This is a genomic window from Paenibacillus sinensis (assembly GCF_019904155.1).
GTDB classification, from domain to species: Bacteria; Bacillota; Bacilli; order Paenibacillales; family Paenibacillaceae; genus Paenibacillus_AQ; species Paenibacillus_AQ sinensis.
Genome location: NZ_JAHCMB010000128.1, coordinates 148,594 through 166,411, shown reverse-complemented (window position 1 = coordinate 166,411; position 17,818 = coordinate 148,594). Strand labels below are relative to the sequence as shown.

Sequence of the window (17,818 nt, the reverse complement as noted above, 5' to 3'; positions counted from 1 at the left end):
CCGCCTCCATTACGGCTGTCTGCGCTGCACGGCCTGAAGCAGCTGCATCTGCTGTGCCCCGAACCAGTGCATATCCTGTTTACCGTAGACTTGTACAGCCTCGCCGGTAATATAGTCCGCATGCGGTGAGGCCAATAACAACACCGAGTCCGCAACCCCTGACGGAGGAATCGCCCGCCCCTTGAACGCCGCCGGCGCCATGTCGGTGTCCACGAGCGCCGGGCACACAGCGTTCACCTGAATGTTGCTGTTCTTCAGCTCTTCTGACAGTGCACGGGTCAGACCGAGCACCCCGTGCTTGGATGCCGCATAAGCGCTCATCATCGGATAGCCGATAAATGAGGAATCCGAGCCGATGTTGATGATCTTGCCCTGCTTCTGCTGGATCAGATAAGGGATCACCGCGTAGCAAAAATGATAGGTTCCAAGCAGATTCACCTGAATGATCGACTCCCACGCCTCCGGACTCATGTCGGCCATCGCCGCCATGCCGGTAATTCCGGCACTGTTGACAAGAATATCAATACGGCCGAAGCTTCCGATAATCTGTTCAACCGCCTTATTGACGCTTGGAGCGTCACTCACATCGGCGGATATGGTCATGGCCTTTACGCCGAGCCGGCGGATTTCATCCGCAGCCTCCTGAAGCTGTTGCCCGGATCTGGATACCAGTACAATGTCGGCCCCTTCACCGGCCATGGACAGGGCTATGCTCCGTCCGATGCCTCTGCTGCCGCCCGTTATGACCGCTACTTTATTGGCCAGCAGTCCTTTTCTGGTAGCCGGGGGCAGCACCGGAGTATCCTGAATGGACGCCAGAAGCTCAAGGGCTTGCTCCCTATATTGCTCAGCCAGATTCTGGATCGTTGCTGCGGCATAAAGATTAGCCGAATACTCGATCTCAACGGTCAGCTTCCCTTCTTCAATGGAGAAAAAGAATTCAATGACCGAAATCCGTTTTTGACCCGGCAGTGAAAATCTGCGGTCCATGCCTTCTCTGGAAAACTCCAGGCCCGGCAGGCGGGGAGCATCCCGGTTTCCGAGATAGTTCGCCCGGATTGGAGTCAGCTTCACATCCGGGTACATGTAGCGCGGTAGATTCTCGGATACCAAATCATAGCTCACTCCGCCAAGCGGCACATTCTCGAGACCTTTGCGGATGCTTGCGATCAGATTATTCCATTGGCTATCCTTCTCCACATTTATTCCCAGCGGAAAATTAACAGCAAAGTTGCCTGGTGTTTGCATGAAATTTTGTCCGCTGCCGAGTTCTCTTCCGTGCACCCGATGGCTCACGACAACCTCCGGCTGTCCGAAAAAAACACTCAACTCCTTATATAGAGGAGCCAGCAAAATCGGATATACATTGCTGTTGAAATGCTTCTTGGCCTTGGTCAGAAGCAGCGAAGTCTGCTCCCGGTCAAAAGTGAAGCGCAAAGTCGCAGATGACTGCTCATCATTGGGTCCCTTGATGAAATCTGCCGGCAGCCTGCACACGGATTCCGGAGGGAAATGTGTGGACCAGTAGTCTGTGTACTCTTTCCCGTGGATTCTTTTCTTCTCCTGGACCGCCCGGACAAAATCGGCAAACGGCTTCGCATCGGGTAAGCTGCTGTGCCGGGCTCCCGGGCTCAGCGAAGCGTAAATCTGCCAGATTTCCTGCAGCAGCAGCTGATTCGTGATCACATCCGAAATCAGGTGATGCCCGACCGCCGCAATCTCATAGACCGCTTCTGAAACCTGAATGACAATGATCCGCCATAACGGCCATTGGTCCACCCGGAACCCTTGAATCGCTTCTGCCAGAATCGTCTGAATTTCTTCATTTCTTTCAGCCTCTTCCATATGGCTTCCATCATAGAAATCCACATTGCCCTCCAGCTCTCCTTGCGGGAACCTTTGTTCAAAGCCGTTATCCTTCCGCTCCAGAATGCTTCTCAGCGCGTCATGACGCCGGTTCAGCAACATGGCAGCCTGCTTGAATTGCTGGAAATCCAGCGGCTGCTTGTATAGGAAGCGGGTATAGCCCGCCCAGCAGTAAGGATCATCGAAATAATTCATCAGCCAGCTCTGCGCCGGCGCAAGCGGGAGCATTTCCCCCGCGCTTAGCGGCTCGCGCTCCACCGGGGGAGCCGGCAGCTCTGAAGCTTGAGGCGTTTGCCCTATCCCGCTGAACATAACACTCAGCGCCTTGCGGTCCAGCTTGCCGTTCGGATTCTTGGGCAGTCTGGGCAGCCATTCCAGCCGATGTGGAATCATATAATACGGAAGCTTACGGACGGCGAAGTCTTTCATCTCCTGGTCCGGCACCTGCTTGCCAGCCAGGCAGGCCAGCAGCAGCTGTTGTCCGGGCGCGGGCTGAGTGACAATCACCGCCACTTCAGCCACATGGTCATGGCTGCCCAGCACAGCTTCAATTTCGCCCAGCTCCACACGGAAACCGCGCAGCTTCACCTGGTTGTCGGTGCGTCCATGGTACTCATAACTTCCGTCCGCCCTTTTGACCGTCAAATCACCTGTGCGGTAGATAAATTCTCCCGGAATCTCCGGAAACGGATTGGGATGGAAGGCTTCGCGGGTTTTTTCCGGGTTGTACAGATACCCTTTGGCCAGTTGAATGCCGCCGATCCACAGCTCGCCAAGTTCACCCTCGGGCACTTCATGCATGTGCTCATCCAGATTTTTGATATACACCCCGGGAATCGGCTTGCCGATGGGAATGCTCATCTCACCAGCTGAACCCGGCCGCTTTGAAATAATGTGGTAAGTAACATCAATCGAAGCTTCGGTAGGACCATACAGATTAGCCAGCTTCGTCTTGCTTCCATAGCGGTCCATCCATTTCTGCACCGGGCGGAGCGGCAGCCCCTCGCCACTGAAAATCAGCCAGCGAAGCGCAGGAAATGTATAGCTCTCATCCTCCAGTGAATCTACAAATTCACCGAACAAGGAGGGCACGAAATGCATGACATTGATTCCGGTGTCCGTCATCCATCGGGCCAGGCTCCAGGGATTCTTGACAATTTCCTGTCTTACGGGACATACCGTTCCACCGTACATCAGCGGCCACAGCAGCTCCCACACGGAAATATCGAAGCAGCAGGAGGTCTTCTGGGCCACACGTTCGCCAGGCTGCAGGCGAAAGGTCATCTGATGCCATTCCAGCCGGTTCATATAGCCGCGGTGATTCAGCATAACTCCCTTGGGCTTCCCGGTTGAACCCGATGTATACAGAACAACCATCAGATCATGCGGGGCGCTGTCCACCCGCAGATCGCTGGCGGAGCAGCTCTGCCACTCTTCCGTTCCCGCCTGTTCAAAATGACCGTGGGCTTCATACCCTTCATCGAGGCAGACTACTTTCCGGATAGAAGAACTCTTCTGCACGATAGGATCTGCCTGCTTCTGCAGCGACTGCTCCGTGAGCAGGATACTGAGCTGCGCATGCTCCGCGATATATTCAATCCGGTCGGCGGGGTACATCGGATCAAGCGGCACATAAGCCGCTCCCGCTTTCAATATCCCCAAAATTCCGGTCAGCATAAGACGGCCCGGGAATGTTAGAATGCCGACCAGGCTCTGCGAACGCACCCCTTGTGAAGTTAAATAATGCGCAAGCCGGTTGGACTGCTCATCCAGCTCGCGGTAGGTAACCTCCCTGGTGCCGTCCAATATCGCAACCGCATCAGGAGTTGCCTTGCACTGACGGGAAATTTGGAGATAGGGAATTTCTAATGCAGCGTCATGGCCTGCCGGTTTAATTGCATTGTTTGCATGTGTAATATGGGTAATTAATTCATTCAGCGTCCTGCATTCAAGCAATGCCGCCTTGTCGGCATGCCCGAATACTTTGCCTAGCTTGGTAACCAGCCGGATGCGCTGAAGGGAATCCATCCCGAGTTCTGCCTCCATATCCTTGAACAGTGCTTCCTCGTTAAGCGCCGTTCCGGAAATATCCCGGACTATTCCGTACAGCCGTTCTCTTATTTCCGCGCTATGCGGCTCTTCGGTACCTGCTGCGGCAAGCACCGGCTTGCCCACAGCTCCCATTCCCGCAAGCTGGCTGAGGTTGTCCATGAACCTGTCCATATGCTTCCCGATATAATCATCCTCAAAAAAGCTGCTGTCATAGTTAGCCGTGATCATCAGCCTGCCCTGAAACAATTCAACCAAGCAGTCAATCGTTCCCGGATTGGTTCCTGTATAAGCCTCATAATCATAAACTTCGTAATCCCCGTATTGCGTGTCTATGGATGTATTGCCTACAAATGAAAGATATAAGTTTGATTTCAATGTGGAGCGGATCATGGAGGCCACCGCTTCCGGCATAACGCCGTTCTGCAGATGGATCGTGTCTTTAGCATACTGCGCAGCTCTGTAGGTCTGAGCCCTGTCTATGCCTGAGGAAAATGGATTGGTGAATTCTTCATGCGTTCTGTCAATTAATGATTCCCAGTCTTCATTTGCATCCGTGCAGGTGAAGCTGAGTGCAAGATTTTGGGCAAAGGCGCTCAGCACCTCCGAAGCATCCGTGTGGGGGTACAGCCTGCCGCTAGTCGGAAGATTCAGAATAATCCGATCCCGCTCTTCCCCCTGCTGCTTGATCGTCTTCAAATATGCGCTGACCAGAAGAATAAAGAGAGAGGTGCGCCAGGTCTTGGTTGAGGCAATCAGCCGTGCGGTAACTTCCTCGCCGATCCAGTATTTGCGGGAATGAATGACGGCTCCGGCAGCACCTGCTGCATCTGCCTTGCGGCTAACCCCGCAGGGGTTGAAGAAGTAGGCTCCACGGCCCTGCTGTTTCAAATACCGGTCCAGATCCTCCATCTCTCCCGGAGCATTCCAGGCATTGATTTCAGATACAATACGGTTATATTCCCGGGCTGGCAGTACGTGTTTTAGTTCAGTTGCGTTGTTATACGAATTAAATCCATAAATTTCCAATATTTCTTTCAGAATCTGCTGGTTGCCCAGACCGTCCGAGATCATATGGTTGATGTCCAGAATCAGCTCGTATTCCAGGTCGGCCGTCCGGATGACTGACAAAGAATGCAGCGGCCAGCGGGTGATATCAAATTTCTCATTTAGCGAGGCTTCGAACCTTTCCGAGATCCACCGGCGCTTCGCTTGTTCATCCAGATGTCTGATATCCAGGACGGGAATTTCCGGCGGCACCACAGCCTTCAGCAATTGGAGACGATACCCCTTAAGGCTCGCGTTCGCCGGTTCCGTGATGAACACGGCCCGCAGTACAGGATGGCGGAGAATCAGCTCACCCCACGACTTCCGCAGGCTTGCGACATCCAGTCTCCCCCGCAGGCGTACACCTGACGTTATGGTCAGATTGGCTACCGACAAATAGGTGATCAGAAATAAATATTGGGAATGTAATATTTCAAGAAATTCGGGCTCATTTTCAGGAATCTCCGCCACTATTTCAGGAATCTCCGCCACTATACTGTTATCGTCATCTGTAACTGCCAGGGTACCGCTGTTCCCCCCGCTGCGGACGGCCAGCATTTCCACGATATCTCCAACCGTATGCATAGACATGAGCGACGTCACCATATTGCTGTCGTTGACTTCACCGGATGAATCGGCAGGCAGCAATGAAACCATCTCGCTCATTAAGGTAATCATTTTAATGGAATCCAGGCCCAAATCACTCTCCAGATCCATATCCGTATGCAGATCTTCAGGCTTATGTCCGGTAATGCCGGAGATCAACCTGCAGACTTCTATTGTCAACTGTTCACGCAGATCCGGGGCAGCGGATTGAACCTGGACTACAGCAGGCTGAGGCCAGAAATCTTCTTGCGCTTGAAGCGCAGTACTAACCGCAGTCTGTACCTCTGCTCCTTCCCGCCGGGCAAGTTCCCATTCCTCAAAAATCTGCACAAGATCGCCGACAGTTTGCAGACCCATCAAGACAGTCACCGGGTATGCAGCCGTAAAATCATCCATTTGCTCTGCCGGGACCAATCCGATCAATTCATTCATCAAGGTAATCATTTTGATGGAATCCAGTCCCAGATCATCTTCCAGATACATATCCGAATTCAAATCTTCGATCCTGTGACCTGTTACACTTGAAACCAGCTGATAGACCGCTTGACCAGTGCCGCTTGAGACACTAGATGAATGAACAAACATCTTGCTCACAAAACCCCTCCCCCTCGCATCGATCATTTTTGTTACGAATCAATTCACATAAGATATTTACCTTGAAATGGGATTTTGTGTCAATGACAAATTACCAATATTCTCTTATTTTATAAAATTTAACATCTATTTTACAAAATGGATGTTTTATAGATTTGTGTTATGTGGTCAGGGGCGGACTCCGTTTCAGACGAAGAGACAACAGCCTCGGCGGGTTCAAACCCGGGAGGAGTTGTCTCTTTATATATTGCTCAAATTTAAGACCTAGAACTTTAGTACTTCCTGCACAACATCAGGTGCGGGCGTCCAGCAGCCTCTCCGGCTCGCCGCCAATCCTGGGCACTGAATTCATACTTCGGCATTCTTGCTCCGCCCGTGCCACCAGCTTAATACCCATTCGTATTTGATACTCCGACAAATTTGCATAGCCTAAGATAAACGTGGGCTTTCGGGGCATATTGTTCAAAAAATACTCGGATGCCGGATATATTTTAACCCCGTACGCCAGAGCCCGCTCCGCAATGATCCGCTCATCAACCAAAGTATCCAGCTCAATCAGCAGGTGCAGCCCGGCTTCATCTCCAATAACCTTGACCCGGTCGTCAAATTCATGCTGCAGCGCATCCACCAGACAAGCCCGCCGGGTTCCGTATAATTTCCCCATCCGGCTCACATGTTTGGCATATTGTCCTGACTGTATGAAATCTGTCAACGCTTCCTGTTCAATGGTAGGGCTCATGCGATCCGTAATCCATTTGATTGCCAGAAAGGGCTCAACCAGGGAAGGCGGTAGAATCACGTAGCCGATGCGCAGCGCAGGAAACAGAATTTTGCTGAAGCTGCCCACATACACGACACGGCCGCATGAATCCAGCCCTGCGAGCGCGGATACCTTTTGCCCGACATAGCGGTATTCGCTGTCATAATCGTCTTCAATAATGAGCGCTCCCGATCTTCTGGCCCATTCCAGAAGCTGTATTCTCCGGTTAAATGACATCGTTACGCCTATCGGGAACTGATGTGAAGGGGTCACATAGAGCAGCTTGGGAGTTCTCGTCGGGTTCTTGCTGTAGGCCGCAAGACACCGATCAATCTCCTGAACGCATATCCCTTCCTGATCCACGGGTACCGGAATGACTTCTCCGCCCGAGTATGCGAATATCTCCCGCAATACATTATGGGTCGGATCTTCGACCAGCATAGGGTCCCCGTTGTTCAGGCATAGTCTGGCGAGAATATCCAGCGCCTGCGTAGCTCCTGTCGTTATCACAATCTGCTCCGGCAGCGCCGGGATAGAACGGGTAGAGCGCACCAAGCGGGCAATTTCCTCCCTCAGCGCCAAAGAGCCTTCCGCAGGGCCGTAAGTAAGCATATCAGGGGTGGCCCTCCGGCATGCCTCGGTCAGCGCCCGCTGCCAGCGATCCATCGGGAAGACATCCCAGGCCGGCACACCATGACGGAAGTCGTAAGGGACCGCTGTCGGAGAGGAGTCCGCCGTTGCGAAAGTTGGCGCTCTGGTTGCCACCTCGCAATATTCCTCGGCCTCATTGTCAGGACTGGCGCCTGCACTCGCCGCATTTGAAGCGATGAATGTTCCCGCTCCCCTTCTCATCTCCAAATAGCCTTCGGCCTGCAGCTGCTCGTAGGCTTGAAGAATAACGCTGCGGGAAACCAGAATCTGCTCAGACAGCAACCTTGTCGCGGGAAGCTGGTCCCCGCTTCGCAAGCAGCCGCTTGTAATTGCCTGCAGAATTTGCTCGTACACTTGTCTGGACAAGGATGTATCCAGTGTCTTATCAATTGCAATTAACAATTCATATGCCAATAAAGCCCCCTCCAGCCCCAATGAAATAACTCTCCATATAAATGGCTTTAAGCCTCCGGAGCTGCAGGCTCCGAAGGCTTGTCGTTCATACCTGGACTTATACTTCTTGCAGCGTCCGGCGCATTTCGAGCATTTCATAGACCTGGGCAACATCTTTGTCCCCGCGGCCGGAAAGGCTAACCACAATAATTTGATCCTTGCTCATAGCCTGCGCAGCCTTCATCGCATAGGCAATCGCGTGGGAGCTTTCCAGGGCAGGTATGATTCCCTCCGTCTTGGACAAGGTCAGGAAGGCATCCAGTGCTTCCTCATCCGTAACGGAAACGTAATCCGCCCGTTTAATATTCTTGTAGTAGCTGTGTTCCGGACCCACGCCAGGATAATCCAAGCCGGCTGCAATGGAGTGGCAGTTCTCGGCGTCCTCCATAACATAGCATCTGAACCCGTGGATAATATCCGGTTTGCCAACCGAGAGCGGAGCGGCATGCATCCCGGTGTCGATCCCTTTTCCCGCAGGCTCAACGCCCACTATTGCGACATCGGGATCATCCACAAACGGATAGAACAACCCGATCGCATTCGAGCCTCCGCCCACACAGGCAGTGATTAGATCGGGAAGACGTCCCTCCTTCTCCAGAATCTGCTGCTTGGCCTCTCTTCCAATGATCGATTGGAAATGGCGGACCATTAGCGGAAAAGGATGCGGCCCAACGGCAGATCCAATGAGATAATAAGTATCTTCATAGTTCCGGGCAAAATCATTGAGCGCTTCATCCACCGCTTCCTTCAATGTCCGGTTTCCGGACTTCGCAGCCACAACCTCTGCTCCCAGCATCTGCATGCGGAATACATTAAGAGCCTGGCGTTCAATATCCACTTCTCCCATATAGATGGTGCAGGGGATATTAAACAAGGCACATACGGTCGCTGTAGCCACCCCGTGTTGTCCCGCGCCAGTCTCTGCAATAATTCTCTTGGCCTTCATCTCATGGGCAAGCAGGACCTGGCCGATGGCATTATTGATCTTATGCGCTCCGGTATGATTCAAATCTTCACGCTTGAGATATATTTTGGCCCCGCCGAGTTTATTCGTCAGCCGTTCGGCATAATACAGCGGATTGGGTCTCCCCACGTATTCATTCAAATAATAGTTGAGCTTACGCTCGAACTCTTCATCATCTTTATAATGCCGAAAAGCCTCATCCAGTTTATTTAGAGCCGTCATAAGCTCTTCCGGAACGTAACTTCCGCCGAATTGCTCCTGATCCCCTTCACCAAACACACCATCCGCAGTTACCTTAATGATACTCATAAAATGACCTCCTAATCATTTTCATGTGTGCCAAAAGAAGTTCGAATAAATTGATTCCTCATTCTATAAGGTACTGTGCAATCAAACGCTGCCTTAGCGGTCATGCCCGGCTTCGTAATCTGCGGGGACATGCCTGGCATTTGCGAAGGGTCCAGGTGGAAGCCATCAAGCTTGGGCAAGACCATTATATCAACATCAGCCTGAAAACGGGTTGCCATGGCCCACCACACTTCTTCTTCACTGAACAGGTTGACATCCTCATCTACCATAACCACCTGTTTGATCATTCGAAACGATTGAAGAATCATCGTACCGGCGCGCCGGACTGCCAGATCATCTTCATCGCTCATCTTATGAAATTGAGCAAACAGCAGCAGCTGACCTCCCCCTGAAGAACTGCAATATGCATTTGTAATCCGGGAGGTGACTTGACTGCGGACATACTGGAGCACCCCGGCTTCCATACCCAACGCCAACAGATTGGATTGTTCATACCCGGGACCGATCACCGATTGAAAAATGGCATTGGCTGAGGAAGTAACCCCGGTAATCCTGACGACAGGCAAATGGGGATGCGCCTTGCCGTCATATCCCAGAAATTCAGGCATGGAACAGCCCCCAAGCTGTCCTTCAGGAGCATATTCATGGGTGATTTCACCTTCCAGCACATATTCCGCCTCGGACAAGCAGTCGGCAGCGACAGATAAACAAGAGGAAATCTTGACGGGCTGTCTTCGTAATCCGCCGGCAATAGCCAGCTCATTGAAACCCTCGGGTGCTACAGGGCTTGTACAACATGAGGCTATATATATGGCAGGGTCCAGGCCAATGTTGATGGAGATCGGGAGCGGCATCCCCATTTCCTTGGCCGCCAGATAGAAGCTCTCCAAATGGCGGCCAGGCACCATCCATATCGTCAATTCGTCGCTGCTTTTAACCCACAGCCGATGAATTGAAATGTTGCTCTCGCCGGTGACTGGATGCTTGGCGACTACTAATCCGAGTGTAATATAGGATCCGGCATCCTTCACACTCATTGTAGGGATAGGCAGCTCGCTTAGGTCAACGGACTTTTGGATCACTTCCTGGCAGGGCGGCTGTTCGCACTTTACAGGCTCAATTGGGTTGGCAGCTGCATTCAGCAGGAAGTCCGCCATATGGTATTCCTCTGTGCCCAGCAGCATTGCACACCGTCTCCGGATTCCAAACATTCCTGTCAGCACGGGCTTATTCACCGGCTTCACATGCTCGAACAGCATCGGCATTCCCGGTCCGGTCGGCGATGCGACAGGTACCCCTCCCCCCTGCGCTGCATACAGGGCGGCAAGCTCATATTCGGCCTTCACGGGAAGCGTATACCGCAAGGGAGCGTCTCCCTTTTCTTCCAGATAGATTAGGGCCGATTTCAGATCATGAATAACCCCCGAGGCTGCTGCTTTCATCATCTGCTTCGCTCATCGTTAATGCCCTGCCGATTGTTGGCGATTGTGCAAATATTCAAGCTGCATATCAGTCAGAACCGTTATTAATGTCCGGTAAGTAGCAACTGCAATATGCGGTTCCAGACCCGCTTCCTCCGATAGCTTGGCCACCTTATCCAATACCTGCTGTACCCGGTCGCAAGAGCGGACGGACTCCTCATCCGTTTTCAAGACCATAATCTTCTTGACGGTCTTGGTTCTATCAGCAATCAAGGCTACAATCTGCTGATCAATCCGGTCGATCTCTTGTCTGTGAAGCGACAGGTTGTCTATTGACATTAATAAATCCCCCTTAAACAATATTGGCTTCAAATGAGTATGGTGCGTATGTTGAAATGAAATTTTGAAAAATTTGAAATCCGCCTTCCGTGCATACACTTTCAGGATGGAATTGAATCGATTCAATTGGAAATTCCTTATGCCGCACTCCCATTATATATCCATCATCCGCGGATACCGCAGTAACTTCAAGACAATCCGGCAGACCCTCCCGACTGACAATCAAAGAGTGGTATCTGGTAGCGCGAAATGGATTATCCAGGCCGGAAAAGCAGCCCTTGCCGTCATGAATAATCTCACTGGTCTTGCCATGCATCAAATGATCCGCACCCATTATTTTCCCTCCATAAGCAAGTCCGATGGCCTGATGCCCCAGACATACGCCAAGGATAGGAAGATGTGCGCCATATTGCCTGATCAGCTCAACATACCGCGCATCAGCCGGATGGCCCGGGCCAGGACCCAGCACTACAAAGTTTGGGGCAACCCGCTCCACCATACCGGGGCTTATCTGATCGTTCCGCACGACTTCCAGCTCCACCCCGGCTTTCATGAGATATTGGCAAATGATATAGACAAAGCTGTCATACGCATCAATTACTAATGCTCTCATGCAGCACCTCCTTACCTGTTATCGCCCAGAATAATGCGCCCATCTTGTGAAAAGTCTCGTTCCATTCCTTCTCAGGTACGGAATCGGCTACCACTCCCGCAGAAGCCCGTATGGAATAAACATGGGGTTCACGATGAATCGCCGTTCGGATACAAAGCGCCATGTTAACGTATCCGCTGAAATCCATAAAGCCAATGGCCCCAGCATAAGCCCCGCGGCGCGTTGTTTCGAGATCCTCAATAATCTCCATAGCCCGAATCTTTGGCGCTCCGGTCATTGTTCCTGCCGGAAAAGTTGCCGCAATAATATCATACATGTCTTTGGCAGCTTCTTGTGTCCCACCTACACTTGATACCAGATGGTTCACATGCGAGTACTTCTCGATCACCATAAGTTCCTCGACCGCCAATGTCCCCTTTTGGCAGACCCGCCCAATATCGTTGCGGCATAAATCCACCAGCATGATATGCTCCGCTACTTCCTTATCATCATTCTTCATAGCTTCTATGAATCTCTCGTTTTCTTCCGGAGTGGAACCCTTGGGACAAGTTCCGGCAATCGGCCTCATCGTGATGTACTGGCCCTGGATTTTAATATACAGTTCCGGACTGGCGCCGATCAGGGTTATGCCTCCAATAGATGCCAGATACATATAGGGAGATGGATTGCGCACCCGCAATCTCCGGTACACCTCAATTGGTGTTATATGGCTTTCTATATTGATTTGATTTCCTAGCTGGACTTGATAAATATCCCCGTCCGAGATGTAAGAGAGAGCTTTTTTCACATTGTTCTGATACACTTGACGGTCTATCGTATATTCCACGGATAACGGCTCAATAGCATCCGCATAAGTCTGACTCTCTTGCGAATTTTCATTACGAAACATCCTGCAGATCTCCGCTTTGGATAAATCATCCCATTCCCCGGCAGATTGATTCAGAATCAGTCTGGCGGTCTTGTCCACTAGCGTATATTCAATTAATCCTTGATAGATGGACAAGGCGAGATCCGGTACCGTTCCGTCATTTGGAATATGAGTAGGCAGACTCTCAACAGACCAGGCTGTATCATAACCCAAGTATCCGAAAAACCCGAAGTAGAAAGCCTCACCCTGGTCCGGAATTGAAACCGAGAACTGGGACTGAACAAACCGCAAGAAATCCCACAATCCGCTGCGGTCTTGCAAATGCAGAGCCCCGTCCCGGGTAATTAACAGCCCTTCTTTCAGTGCACCTTGTCTAACCCGTTCAACAATGGACTTCATCCCAGTCAGCTGTATCTCTGTAGCAAAAGCAGTTATCGTAAACAGAGATTTGAAACCAATCAGAGTAGTCTGAGCAATCTTGGAAGGCCCGGATAGAGTCTCAAGCAGGTACACGTCCTGCTGTCCCAGATTTTCCTGCAAGGCTAAATAGGTCTCAAAAGAATTATTGAATTCAATCTCATGTATTTCTGTGTTTACTTGAATGGGATGCAAGAGTTATTCACACTCCAATCTGTTTTATTCCACTTCATCAACAACAAAGACTAGAGTCGGACTGCCTTCCATTCCCTGTGACCGATGAGGGTCTCCATCAGGGATCGAGAATCCCATGCCCGGTCTGCAGGACACCTTCCGATCCTCGTAATGAATCGTGAATTCCCCCTGCAGCACATAGCCGACATGTCCTTTGAGGCACCAGTGCTCTTCATTGAATCCCGGAGGAAGCTCCAGCAACCGAAACCGCTTGTTTCCGATATAGCAGATTTTCACACGTCCATTTGCGCCGGGCTTTTCCCAGCTCGTCCATTCCATGTTAGGAAAATCAATACCGCCAAGAGCTTCCAGTTCCTTGTTCGTCACAACCATCAACCTCCAGTTTATGATTAATATATGGAAACCTAATAAAGGTAAATCTATTAAATCAGCGGTGCCTGCAAGCGCATAAGTTCATCCTTACATATGCTCCGCTCATTATCTTCCTCACACTGTAAAAAGGAATGACTCGTAATCTGCGTGTAATGCTTCATGGCTGCGATCATATCAATCATCCGGTTGACCATTCTGCGGATCGAATCCAGCCCCTCCATATCATTAAATGCCTCATTGGCTTGTCCAGCATGCAGAAGAGCGGGAAATCCGCTCCCTACCATAATCATTCGATTCAGCAGAATATTGCTTACAATCTGTGAGTGCACCTGCTGATGATTGTAGCGCCGGCCAGTAATGATAGCTCCACCAACTTTATTCGTAAGCGGCCTTTCGAACCGGAGATAGCATACACCCGATCTTTCAATAAATATTTGCATCAAGTGCCCCATACCAAAGCCGTGAACGGGAACCGCATAAATAATTCCATCGGCCTTCTGCATCATCTGCACAATGTACGGCATATCGTCGGTCAGCCCGCAATGATTCTCCCGATTGTTGCAATCCCCGCAAGTCCCGCAAGCAGAGATATTAAAGTCTCTTAGATTCAATACTGAAAGATTTGCTCCTCTTTGGACGGCTATTTCATTGCAATATTGCAGGATTTGATCTGTATTACCACCGATGCGGGTCGATCCGCATATAGCTAGAAGTTCCACAGGATTATTATCCATTTATGAAAAAGCCTCCCATTGTTAATAGATTATAGGATTTTAACAAGGACAGCAACGGAAACAGAAGCTATAATCACTCCAAACAAAGGAACTTTCTTCAACAGCACGAGAACAATTGCAACGATACCCGCCGAAACTCCGACCATTGGCGTTTCATTATCCACCTGAAAAATGCCGGGAATAATTAATGCACTGAGTACAGCCAATGGAAGATTCTCCAGAAACCAGTTCTTTCTCTCCTCAATGTCTGTCTTGCGGACAAGCAGCAAAGGAGTAAAGCGAAACAAAAAGGTAATCAAGCCCATTCCAAGAATCAACACGATCGTCACATCACTTCACTCCTGATCTTCTCTTCTTTGGAAGGGATTATTCCGCCGACGCATGCTCCAATGATCATGGAAACCACTACAGTCGCATTTCCCAGCAATGGATGCAGCAGCCAGGAGGAAGCGGCGGCAGAGATGCAAATGGCCAGATTTTTTCTATTCCGCCGAATTTGCGGGATCACCAGTGCAATAAGCAGAGCGTAAAGGGAAGTGTTGAGTGCCGGCAAAATTGTAGAAGGAATATATTCTGCGAGCATTATCCCTGCATACGTTGAGATCAGCGTGACGGCATATGGGGCGGCCTCCAATCCCATCAAGTAAGCTAACGAATGGTTGCTTGTGTCTCTGCGATTTTTGTCTGACATCATGCTTACGGCATACACTTCCTCCGTTAGTCCAAATCCAACAATTCCTCTGTGGAACAGGCGTGAACTTCGGTCCATCCTTGAAGAGAACGACATGCCTAGAAAAAAATATCGCAAGTTTATAACAAACGTTAGCAGCAAAATGATAGGTGCGGCAGTTCCCGTCGCCAGTAATTTGGCACCTATAAACTGGCTGGCTCCGGCGTAGACCACTGCGGAGAGGAGGAATACTTCCAGATCACTCAATAAGAGTGCCTTGCCAACAAGTCCGAAGGTGATGCATGCCGGAATATATCCGATAACGATGGGAACGGAGTCGATAAGCCCCTGCCTCACTTGCCTCATTGCATCACTCACGATTTATGAGAACCTCCCCGGCATTGAGTTGAAAGACATGCGCAGTAGAATTCTTGTGAATAAAAGCCCATTCAGATCCCCCTTCTCCGGTGAACGGCTGCAGCAACTCATGTAACAGAAACGTCGTTGCCTCAACCAGCACTTTGGCTTCTTTATGTACGGCCTCAACTGTAAACAGCATCTGTGAGGACTCGGACGTTGTCTTGATATAATCGCTCTGTCTCCAGTTCCATCGCCGGGAATGCGCCCTGCCTGCATTATCCGCATAAATGATCTCGCCGGACGAAGGGAACTCGAATTCCTCCACCTTGCCAATGGGCAAGAATTGTTCAGTCCCCACGGCCCTTCTGATGGTGAATTCCGGTATCTTCGTAATATCACAGGATGCGATGGGCGTGCGGGATTTCAAAGAGATTGCATTGCACAGATCCACCAATGTATTGATTCGGGGCAATGACCCCAGCTCAATGACGCGCCTGATAAGCGATTCCGCTGCGCAAGGATACCTTGCGGGCTTGACGCCAAATTGAGTGTATACTTTCCGCCAGGCTGCAATGGTCGATAGTTCGCTCACCGCATCTTTTTGCAATCCTGAGTTCAGAATTTCCTGTTCCATATGAGCCAACAATGCCTTAACTTCCGAATCCTTGCCCAGGTTGGCTACTTGCGGAACGGCGATCAGCCCGACATGCAAATCCGGGGCAACGTCAAAGACATCCTCCGAAAATTCCACCTTGAACGATCTGCCGTATTCCGTTCTACCCGCAGGGTTATTATCCATCTTGATCCTCCTTCAGTACGTTACATGGAATATAATACCTTAAATACACATTATTATTAAAATACCAATTGCCAGCCAATTGGCCATACCAATCCGCCACATGAGCTGCCATCCGGTCTGGAAATAGCTATTTACAATCTGAAAAACAAGGCGTATAATCATTAATTGTTCGGACAAACAATGTGAATTACTTCCCAGTATCGAGACGTGGCTCAGCTTGGTAGAGCGCTTGCTTCGGGAGCAAGAGGTCGCAGGTTCAAATCCTGTCGTCTCGACCATATATGAATGTTAAACCCTTGAGAAATCAAGGGTTTTTTTGTACGTAAAAAGGGAGCTCCGCGTTTTGGAAGCTCCCTCAGCTCTATTTCTTCAGTGCAAGTATCTCCTGCTCCGACAATCCGGTTGCTGTGGCAATGGTGGCGATGTCCAGATTCAGTGCCAGCATGTTCCTGGCGACTTCCTTGATTCCTGCTTGCACTCCTGCCTTCATCCCCTCTTGTATACCCGCCTTCATCCCAGCTTGCTTGGCCCCTTCGAGCATCGACGCTTCGTCATGCAGGTATTTCTGACGGGCCTCGTACAAGCGGCGGGCCTCCGAATCCTGGCTCAAGTATTGCAGCGTATCCATGGCCTTCTCAAGTCCCGGCTCATTCATCTTCAGCACCTCCCAATGAGTTGTATCCACGCCTTTGAGGAACAGCAGCCAGTTCTCCAAGCCGCCGTTCGAGGGAATGGCATCATCCAGCTTCGGCAGCTCCAAAAAATGTATCTCAATATCGTCAATCAGCAGTATTCCCGAGCGGTCTTCACGGAGATGGAATACATTATGGTATTCATCATTCGGCAAGAAGGCATAGTTCAGAATGTTGATGGTAACGCACTTCTTCAGCTCCTGGTACTTCTCGCCTTCCTGAAGCTGGCTGGCATACCGCTTGCTCCAGTAGAACAGCGTCCGCTTCTCGATATCGTATTTGTTGAACAATTGCATCTCAATGTCTATCAACTTGCCCTCAGCGGTCTTCGCATATACATCGAAGATGGATTGCTTATCGAGCGGATCGTCCTTGTCAGTGTAGGGATTCATCAGGATAATCTCTGTGAGTGGCGGTTCCCCCGCTTCGGTGAAAATCCGGTTCAGAAAAGCCAACAGCACATCCTTGTTGTTCTCGCTGCCAAAGATTCGTTTGAATACAAAATCCACTCTCGGATCAAGCAGTTCCACATCGGCCAACTCCATTCTTTAGGTTTATTATAACAAAATTTCCGGCGGTACAGCTATCGGTACACGGACAAGAGCCGCAAGGTTTTGACCTTGCGGCCATACCCTTGCGGCTCTAGCGCTATACTCATACTGTATAAGTAACTTACTTGCCGAACAGCGCTCCGACAAGCTCTTCGTTCGCGACGTTTCCATGCCGGTCGACCAGGCCGAAGTCCATTTCCTTATAGTTCCAGTAAGCGTGGCCGATGCCGTATGCGTCCAGCAGCTCTACTACATCCTTGACCCAGCGGACGGCACTGTCCGCCGGCGCCGTGTCGATCACGCCGAACTCACCGCAGTACAGCTGCCTGCCGGTGTATTTGATAACCTTGAAATTGTCCAGCGTAAAGTTTCTGGGCCACAGATAGATCATCCCTCCCCGGAGCGTGTCCAGGGCGTTGTTCAAAGCCAGCACCGTAATATTCCAAAAGGGATACAGGGTTACGATGCTTCTTCTTCCCTTTTAATTA

14 protein-coding genes and 1 tRNA gene are annotated in these 17,818 nt (G+C 50.6%); 1 reads left to right on the top strand and 14 read right to left on the bottom strand.

Annotated features, from left to right (window positions below; all coding sequences use genetic code 11):
* Nucleotides 1-9: 9 nt before the first annotated feature.
* From KIH86_RS14755 to KIH86_RS14700, 12 genes are all read right to left on the bottom strand, one after another.
* Nucleotides 10-6,153, bottom strand: coding sequence for a non-ribosomal peptide synthetase (locus tag KIH86_RS14755; RefSeq protein ID WP_235775432.1), 6,144 nt, complete (start codon nucleotides 6,151-6,153; stop codon nucleotides 10-12).
* A 301-nt stretch (nucleotides 6,154-6,454) separates the two neighbouring features.
* Entirely contained in the window at nucleotides 6,455-7,987 is a 1,533-nt protein-coding gene (gene pdxR / locus KIH86_RS14750; RefSeq protein ID WP_223085262.1) for a MocR-like pyridoxine biosynthesis transcription factor PdxR, read from the bottom strand.
* Nucleotides 7,988-8,084: 97 nt separating this feature from the next.
* Nucleotides 8,085-9,299 (bottom strand): tryptophan synthase subunit beta, encoded by a 1,215-nt coding sequence (gene trpB, locus KIH86_RS14745; protein ID WP_223085264.1) that lies wholly within the window; start codon nucleotides 9,297-9,299, stop codon nucleotides 8,085-8,087.
* 11 nt (nucleotides 9,300-9,310) lie between these two features.
* Complete coding sequence (locus KIH86_RS14740; RefSeq protein ID WP_223085266.1) at nucleotides 9,311-10,744, bottom strand: UbiD family decarboxylase; 1,434 nt, start codon at nucleotides 10,742-10,744, stop codon at nucleotides 9,311-9,313.
* A 15-nt stretch (nucleotides 10,745-10,759) separates the two neighbouring features.
* Nucleotides 10,760-11,059 carry a chorismate mutase gene (locus KIH86_RS14735; RefSeq protein ID WP_223085268.1) on the bottom strand — a complete coding sequence of 100 codons (300 nt, stop codon included), beginning with the start codon at nucleotides 11,057-11,059 and terminating at the stop codon, nucleotides 10,760-10,762.
* 13 nt (nucleotides 11,060-11,072) lie between these two features.
* On the bottom strand, nucleotides 11,073-11,672 hold the full coding sequence (locus KIH86_RS14730) for an anthranilate synthase component II (RefSeq protein ID WP_223085269.1): 600 nt from the start codon (nucleotides 11,670-11,672) through the stop codon (nucleotides 11,073-11,075).
* The gene (locus KIH86_RS14725) at nucleotides 11,653-13,080 is read right to left on the bottom strand and encodes an anthranilate synthase component I family protein (protein ID WP_223085271.1); all 1,428 of its coding nucleotides are present in this window, start codon (nucleotides 13,078-13,080) and stop codon (nucleotides 11,653-11,655) included. Before KIH86_RS14725 ends, KIH86_RS14730 begins: the two co-directional genes overlap by 20 nt.
* 96 nt (nucleotides 13,081-13,176) lie before the next feature.
* On the bottom strand, nucleotides 13,177-13,518 hold the full coding sequence (locus KIH86_RS14720; RefSeq protein WP_223085275.1) for a cupin domain-containing protein: 342 nt from the start codon (nucleotides 13,516-13,518) through the stop codon (nucleotides 13,177-13,179).
* Nucleotides 13,519-13,574: 56 nt separating this feature from the next.
* Nucleotides 13,575-14,258 carry a flavodoxin family protein gene (locus KIH86_RS14715; RefSeq protein WP_223085280.1) on the bottom strand — a complete coding sequence of 228 codons (684 nt, stop codon included), beginning with the start codon at nucleotides 14,256-14,258 and terminating at the stop codon, nucleotides 13,575-13,577.
* A gap of 29 nt (nucleotides 14,259-14,287) precedes the next feature.
* On the bottom strand, nucleotides 14,288-14,587 hold the full coding sequence (locus tag KIH86_RS14710; protein ID WP_223085281.1) for an AzlD domain-containing protein: 300 nt from the start codon (nucleotides 14,585-14,587) through the stop codon (nucleotides 14,288-14,290).
* A complete protein-coding gene (locus KIH86_RS14705) occupies nucleotides 14,584-15,306 on the bottom strand; it encodes an AzlC family ABC transporter permease (RefSeq protein ID WP_223085283.1) in 723 nt (240 codons plus the stop codon). The genes KIH86_RS14710 and KIH86_RS14705 overlap by 4 nt, the downstream gene beginning before the upstream one ends.
* A complete protein-coding gene (locus KIH86_RS14700; RefSeq protein ID WP_223085284.1) occupies nucleotides 15,299-16,087 on the bottom strand; it encodes a B3/B4 domain-containing protein in 789 nt (262 codons plus the stop codon). The genes KIH86_RS14705 and KIH86_RS14700 overlap by 8 nt, the downstream gene beginning before the upstream one ends.
* Nucleotides 16,088-16,288: 201 nt before the next feature.
* Here KIH86_RS14700 and KIH86_RS14695 point away from each other — a divergent pair.
* A tRNA-Pro gene (locus KIH86_RS14695) sits at nucleotides 16,289-16,365 on the top strand.
* 83 nt (nucleotides 16,366-16,448) lie between these two features.
* Here KIH86_RS14695 and KIH86_RS14690 read toward each other — a convergent pair.
* Nucleotides 16,449-17,324: an Rpn family recombination-promoting nuclease/putative transposase gene (locus KIH86_RS14690; protein WP_223085286.1), complete on the bottom strand. Its 876-nt coding sequence runs from the start codon at nucleotides 17,322-17,324 to the stop codon at nucleotides 16,449-16,451.
* 127 nt (nucleotides 17,325-17,451) lie between these two features.
* Complete coding sequence (locus KIH86_RS14685; protein ID WP_223110527.1) at nucleotides 17,452-17,754, bottom strand: hypothetical protein; 303 nt, start codon at nucleotides 17,752-17,754, stop codon at nucleotides 17,452-17,454.
* Between the last annotated feature and the right edge of the window lie 64 nt (nucleotides 17,755-17,818).

Excerpts from the sequence above, each read along its gene's own strand:
- KIH86_RS14735 (WP_223085268.1), bottom strand. The coding sequence starts at position 11,059 with ATGTCAATAGACAACCTGTCGCTTCACAGACAAGAGATCGACCGGATT.
- KIH86_RS14755 (WP_235775432.1), bottom strand. The coding sequence starts at position 6,153 with ATGTTTGTTCATTCATCTAGTGTCTCAAGCGGCACTGGTCAAGCGGTC.
- KIH86_RS14700 (WP_223085284.1), bottom strand. The coding sequence starts at position 16,087 with ATGGATAATAACCCTGCGGGTAGAACGGAATACGGCAGATCGTTCAAG.
- trpB (WP_223085264.1), bottom strand. The coding sequence starts at position 9,299 with ATGAGTATCATTAAGGTAACTGCGGATGGTGTGTTTGGTGAAGGGGAT.
- KIH86_RS14730 (WP_223085269.1), bottom strand. The coding sequence starts at position 11,672 with ATGAGAGCATTAGTAATTGATGCGTATGACAGCTTTGTCTATATCATT.
- KIH86_RS14690 (WP_223085286.1), bottom strand. The coding sequence starts at position 17,324 with ATGGAGTTGGCCGATGTGGAACTGCTTGATCCGAGAGTGGATTTTGTA.
- KIH86_RS14715 (WP_223085280.1), bottom strand. The coding sequence starts at position 14,258 with ATGGATAATAATCCTGTGGAACTTCTAGCTATATGCGGATCGACCCGC.
- KIH86_RS14740 (WP_223085266.1), bottom strand. The coding sequence starts at position 10,744 with ATGATGAAAGCAGCAGCCTCGGGGGTTATTCATGATCTGAAATCGGCC.